This is a genomic window from Kordia sp. (genome assembly GCF_045105435.1).
Lineage (GTDB): Bacteria > Bacteroidota > Bacteroidia > Flavobacteriales > Flavobacteriaceae > Kordia.
Genome location: NZ_JBGCDL010000387.1, coordinates 1 through 6407, shown reverse-complemented (window position 1 = coordinate 6407; position 6407 = coordinate 1). Strand labels below are relative to the sequence as shown.

The following is a 6407-nucleotide window of genomic DNA, read 5'->3' as shown; positions in this document are numbered from 1 at the left end:
CTTTTCTAAAAAAATTAATATATTTGTCTTTGTTAATAAGTATTAACAACTTACATTTGTCCTTTAATTAACACTTAAAATTAAATAATTAAACATGAAACATCTTAGCAGATTTTTAGTTGCTTTGTTGCTTGTAGTAGGATTCAGCAACGTAAAAGCTCAAGACTCAAATAACCCATGGCAAATTAACGTTAGCGTTAATGCTGTTGATTTCTATCCAACGAATGATATGGAAGCAGCGGGTATTACAGGAAAGTGGTTTGACGAATATTTCAACGTCGGAGATCACTACAATATCCTACCAACACTTTCAGCAATTAGCGTTTCTAAATATGTTGGAGACGGATTTTCTGTAGGAGCAAGAGGTTCTGTTAACAGAATTGAGAAGTACGGAGAACTAGCGGTAGAAGACTTGACTTATTATGGTTTTGATGTACTTATTAAGTACAACTTCAACGAACTTTACAACTTTGGAAAATTTGATCCTTATGCAGAAGTTGGTGGAGGTTACACGTGGGTTGATGATATAGGAGCAGGTACTGTAAACGTAGGTTTAGGTATCAACTACTGGTTTACTGAAAACATCGCATTAAACTACCAAACAACTTATAAGCACTCTTTTGAGGACTATTTAGCACCTCACTTCCAACACCTTGCAGGTATTGCAATCAGATTTGGAGGAAAAGATTCTGATGATGATGGAATTTATGACAAAGACGATGCTTGTCCAGACGTAAAAGGTTTACCAGAATTCAACGGTTGTCCTGATACTGACGGTGACGGAATCGAAGATAGTAAAGATGACTGTCCTGATACTGCAGGTTTAGCTGCATTAAACGGATGTCCTGATACTGACGGTGACGGAATTGCTGATGCTAAAGATGATTGTCCAGAAGTAGCAGGTTCTGCTGCAATGAATGGATGTCCTGATGCTGATAGCGATGGAATCACTGATGCTAAAGATAACTGTCCTAACGAAGCTGGACCATCTGCAAACAAAGGATGCCCTTGGACTGATATGGATGGAGACGGAATCTTAGACAAAGATGACAAATGTCCTAAAGTAGCAGGTGTTGCTGAAAACGACGGATGTCCTCCAATTCCAGTAATTACTGAAACTGTAATTCGTGAAATCGGAGAATTAGCTAGAACTGTATACTTTAACTCTGGAAAAGATTCTTTCAAGGAAGATACGTATGCTGTTTTAGACAAAATTGCTAAATTGATCAAAGGTTTCCCAGAAGCATCTTTCAACATTGGTGGTCATACTGATAGTGTAGGTTCTGACTCATTAAACCAAAAGTTATCTGAAAAGAGAGCAAATGCAGTAATGCAGTATTTAAAAACTAAAGTAAGTAACCAATTTACAGCTACTGGATACGGAGAAAGTTCTCCAATAGCAACAAACAAAAATAGAGCTGGTAGAGCTCAAAACAGAAGAGTTGAAATTACATTAGTTAAGAAATAGTATTTCAAAACTAAAAAATAACTTCATAAAAAACGCCTCGATATATCGAGGCGTTTTTTTATTTTTACAACATGAAGTCATTTCTTTCACATGTTGTCAATTACATTTTAGAAAACAATACCAATATTAGTAACCTTACGTTAGTATTGCCTAGTAAAAGAGCTGGTGTCTTCTTAAAGCACGAACTCTCACAACAAATTCAACAAACTTCCTTTGCACCAAATATTCTCAGTATTGAAGAATTGGTAGAAGAAATTTCAGGATACACTTCAGTCAGCAATACCGAATTGCTTTTCGAGTTTTATACCGTTTACAAAGAACTAACACCAAAAGATGCTCAAGAACCTTTTGATGCATTCTCAAAATGGGCACAAATATTATTACAAGACTTTAATGAAATTGATCGCTACCTAATTTCTCATAAAGACATTTTTAATTATTTAAGTGCTATTCAGCGCATTCAACAATGGTCTCCAGAAAAGGAACCTAGTGATTTAATGAATAATTATTTGAAGTTTTGGGATAAGCTAGAGCATTATTACGACGCATTAACGGAAAGGATTACGCAAAAAGGAATTGCCTATCAAGGTTTGGTGTACCGAGAAGCTGTAGATAGTTTGGAATTCTATTTGCAGAAAAACGAAGATAAAAAACATTACTTTATAGGTTTTAATGCGCTAAATACTGCCGAAGAAAAAATTATTCAAGAGTTTTTAGAAGTCGGATTGGCAGAAATTCTATGGGATACCGATCATATTTTCTTTGACGATCCCGAACACGATGCAAGTCTGTTTTTACGTCGCCATCGATACGAATGGAATTATTTTCAAAAGCATGATTTTTCCTGGATTGCTGATAATTATTCAGCAAAGAAAAATATTGAAGTTATTGGTGTTCCTAAAAACGTTACACAAGCAAAATACATAGGAGAAATTCTTGAAACATTGCAACAGGAAGATGAAACGCTTCAAGATGTTGCCGTAGTTTTGGGTGACGAACAATTATTAATTCCGTGTTTAAATTCGCTTCCGCAAGAAATTGAACGACTTAATATTACGATGGGATTTCCGCTAAAAGACATTCCACTCGCAACAACATTCAATAATTTATATTTACTCCAGGAACATCACCGAAACAATACATTTTATTACAAAAACATTATCAATGTATTGTCGGACACCAATTTGCGTCCACTATTTCAGCAAAAAGACAAAAACTTGGCTGCGGAAATTATTCAGTACATTCAGTCAAATAACATTATTTACGTAAGTACGGAGGTTATTGTTGAACGCTTTCCAAAACACATTCAAGATATTGCAAAATTATTGTTTACCTATTGGAATAACAAGCCAAAACTTGCCATTCAGAATTGTGTGAAGCTTATTCGTCATTTGAAAGCCAAATTGATTGAAAACCGCGAACAACATTTATTAGCATTGGAATATTTGTACCGTTTCAACGAAGTATTCAATCAATTACAATTGTTGACCAAACAACACAATTACATCACAGATATAAAGTCGTTATTGGCTTTATACAAAGAAATTATCAGCACAGAAACACTCGATTTTAAAGGCGAACCCTTACAAGGGTTGCAATTAATGGGCATGTTAGAAACACGTGTGCTCGATTTTAAAACCATTATTCTTTCTTCCGTGAACGAAGGAATTTTACCTTCTGGAAAAAGTAACAATTCGTTTATTCCATTCGATCTAAAAAAACAGTTCAATCTGCCAACATATAAAGAAAAAGATGCGATTTACACCTATCATTTTTACAGATTATTGCACAGAGCCGAAAACGTATATTTACTTTACAATACCGAAGCCGATGGTTTAAATGGCGGCGAAAGAAGTCGTTTTTTAATGCAATTGGAAACCTACAACATGCCAAATCATACTTTAACGAAAAATGTGGTGGTTTCGAAAGTACCAAAAATTGAATACCAATTGCAAGAAGTACTAAAAGAAGAATCGATGCTAAAACGTATCAAAGACATTGCAAACAAAGGCTTCTCTCCTTCTGCGCTGACTTCGTACATTCGCAATCCGATTGATTTTTACTACCAAAAAATACTAGGCATCAACGAATATGAAGCAGTTGAAGAAACTGTAGCTGCCAATACACTCGGAACCGTTGTACACGATACATTAGAGTTATTGTACAAACCGTTTGAAGGTAAAATTGTCACTACCGAAGACATTAAAGCGATGTTTAAAGATGTGGAAGAAATTGTCGTGGAGAATTTTAAGAAAGCATACGGAGAAGGAAATATTCGTAGAGGAAAAAACCTCATCATTTTTAATGTCGCCAAACGCTATGTAACCAACTTTTTACAACAAGAATTGCAGGCCTTAAAAAGTGGAAAAACATTGCGAATTCTACAAATAGAACAAACGCTAAAAGCAAAAGTTGAAATTCCAGAATTGGATTTCCCCGTGTATATTGGTGGAAAAGTAGATCGTGTAGACGAACTCGACGGCGTAATGCGTATTATTGATTATAAAACTGGAAAAGTGTTGAAAGGCGATGTGAAAATTGTCGATTGGGATTTGCTTACGCAAGATTACAAATTCAGCAAAAGCTTTCAAGTATTGGCGTACGCATACATGATTTACCAAAAACAAGCGTTTCAGCAAGAAACAGAAGCAGGAATCATCTCTTTTAAAAATTTACAAAGCGGATTTTTAAAGTTCGGAACTAAAGAATCTGGGAGAGCGGATAAAAAAAATCAGTTGGTTACCATAGAAACGCTCGACGATTTCGTTATAGAACTCAAAAAGTTAATTCTTGAAATTTGCAATATCAATACTCCATTCACAGAAAAAGAAGTCTAAGCATGATTCAGAAACTAAAAAACAACGTTTTAACACGCGAAAACGATAAAAACATACTGATTGATTACTTTTTTAAAAAGAACCATCAGCAGAAGCCTATTGTCATTTTTTGTCATGGTTATAAAGGTTTTAAAGATTGGGGCGCATGGAATTTGGTGGCAGAAGCATTCGCAAAAGCAGATTGTTTCTTTGTGAAGTTCAATTTTTCACATAATGGCGGAACGATGGAAGAACCAATCGATTTCCCAGATTTGGAAGCATTCGGACAAAATAATTACACCAAAGAACTCAACGATGTACAATTTATACTAAATCATTTAATGGACAGTAGCTTTGAATTTTCTGCGGAAGCGAACACACAACAAATTACTTTAATTGGACATTCACGCGGCGGCGGAATTGTAACGATTAAAGCCGCAGAAGAATCAAAAATTACCAAACTTATTTCTTGGGCTGGCGTTTCCGATTACGCAGCACGATTCCCGAAAGGAAATGCTTTGACAGACTGGAAAGAAGCAGATGTTTTTTATGTGATTAATGGACGAACGAAGCAAGAAATGCCACATTTTTATCAGTTTTTTGAAGATTTTCAGGCAAATTCCACTCGTTTAGACATTGAAAGAGCTGCCAAAAATATCCACATTCCGCATTTATTAATTCACGGAACCAACGATCCGGCGGTTCCTGCGGAAGAATCCAAACAAGTACAACAATGGAATCCGAACAGCAAACTGCATCTCATTAAAAATGCCGATCATGTTTTTGGCGCACGTCATCCTTGGAAAGAAACGCATTTGCCAAAAAATTTGCAAGAAGTAGTTGAAACGACGATTGATTTTATTAAAAAGTAAAAAAGCGAATTTTAGGATTCGCTTTCTTATCAATCTACTTCTTTATTGTGGTGGTCCCATACACGTTTCTTGATGACAACTGTAAATTGGCGCTGTATCACCACTGCATGGATCGCCCGTTGCTCCTCCTTTTACGATTCGCACTTTAAAATTACTAACAACTCTTTTGCGAAGTTTTAAACTTTTCAGATTTCGTTTTTTCATATTATAAAGTTTTGGTTACTCTTTAAAGTTACAAAATACCGAACTAAATTCTTTGATTAATTTTTGATTGAAATTCAAAAAAAAAGCTGCTCAACATATACATTGAGCAGCTTTATATTATTTATAACCGTTTTTTTATTCCGTTCCTTTCAAAACTAGCAAAGGCAAACGGCTTTCAAAATCTACTTTCTTTACAGAATTTTGTTCCCAAAGTTTTTTGAAAAATCCACGTTTACGTCTAAAAACACAGATTAAATCAGGATTATTCTCATTCAAATGCTGCAAAACTCCTTGAAATAATGTTGCATTTTCAGAACTCTTGTATGCAGACGTAACTGCTGCCAACTCAGAATGAAACTCTAAATCTTCCTCTAAAAAGTTTGGCGTTTTTATTTGTAGCAAACGCATTTTTGCATCAAATTTTTCTAAAATAGCTTCCAAAGGATTTAAAACAGCTTTGCGTTTTATAACACCCGATTTTATAGCTGTCAATACCTTTTTTACTGGCTTAAAAGTGTAACCTTCAGGGACAACTAATACAGAAATATCGGTTTGTTTTACAATACTTCCCGACGTATTTCCTAAAAACATTTCTTCTTTAATTGAGTTGCTTCTTGGTCCAAGAACAATAAGGTCAATTCCTAATTCTTTATCAATTGAATTGATACTATCAATTACATTTCCTTTTGCAGAAATTACAGACACATCTACGTCTTTCAAATCTACACTTTCCACAACTTCCTTCACTTTATTTGTCGTCTCACGACCAACAATTTCGTCGACATTTAAAATAGTTCCTGCTTTCGAAAGTACTTTAAATGCTCTAAATACAAATACCTTTACGTCCATTGCTTGTGCAAAATCAATTGCATATTGCAAAGTGTTCTTTGCATTTGCTGATTCTCCTATGGGAACTAATATATGTTTCATCTTTTTACTTTTATTTAGTGTATGTGTTGAATGGAATTTGCTAATAATCACATAATTTACAACTAATTAACCATTACAGCGCATTCCACAAACTTAAAATTTTTGCAAAAATAATCA

5 protein-coding genes are annotated in these 6407 nt (G+C 34.7%); 3 read left to right on the top strand and 2 right to left on the bottom strand.

Annotated elements, in window-relative coordinates; all coding sequences use genetic code 11:
* Nucleotides 1-94: 94 nt before the first annotated feature.
* From AB8B65_RS19690 to AB8B65_RS19680, 3 genes are all read left to right on the top strand, one after another.
* Nucleotides 95-1468, top strand: coding sequence for an OmpA family protein (locus AB8B65_RS19690; protein WP_405302994.1), 1374 nt, complete (start codon nucleotides 95-97; stop codon nucleotides 1466-1468).
* Nucleotides 1469-1539: 71 nt separating this feature from the next.
* Nucleotides 1540-4305, top strand: coding sequence for a PD-(D/E)XK nuclease family protein (locus tag AB8B65_RS19685; protein ID WP_405302993.1), 2766 nt, complete (start codon nucleotides 1540-1542; stop codon nucleotides 4303-4305).
* Between the two features lie 2 nt (nucleotides 4306-4307).
* Nucleotides 4308-5156, top strand: coding sequence for an alpha/beta hydrolase family protein (locus AB8B65_RS19680; RefSeq protein WP_405302992.1), 849 nt, complete (start codon nucleotides 4308-4310; stop codon nucleotides 5154-5156).
* Nucleotides 5157-5198: 42 nt separating this feature from the next.
* On the opposite strand, the gene AB8B65_RS19675 is transcribed toward AB8B65_RS19680, so the two are convergent.
* Both AB8B65_RS19675 and AB8B65_RS19670 read right to left on the bottom strand, forming a co-directional pair.
* Nucleotides 5199-5360, bottom strand: a complete 162-nt coding sequence (locus AB8B65_RS19675; RefSeq protein WP_405302991.1) for a hypothetical protein — start codon at nucleotides 5358-5360, stop codon at nucleotides 5199-5201.
* Nucleotides 5361-5495: 135 nt separating this feature from the next.
* Nucleotides 5496-6290: a universal stress protein gene (locus tag AB8B65_RS19670; RefSeq protein ID WP_405302990.1), complete on the bottom strand. Its 795-nt coding sequence runs from the start codon at nucleotides 6288-6290 to the stop codon at nucleotides 5496-5498.
* Between the last annotated feature and the right edge of the window lie 117 nt (nucleotides 6291-6407).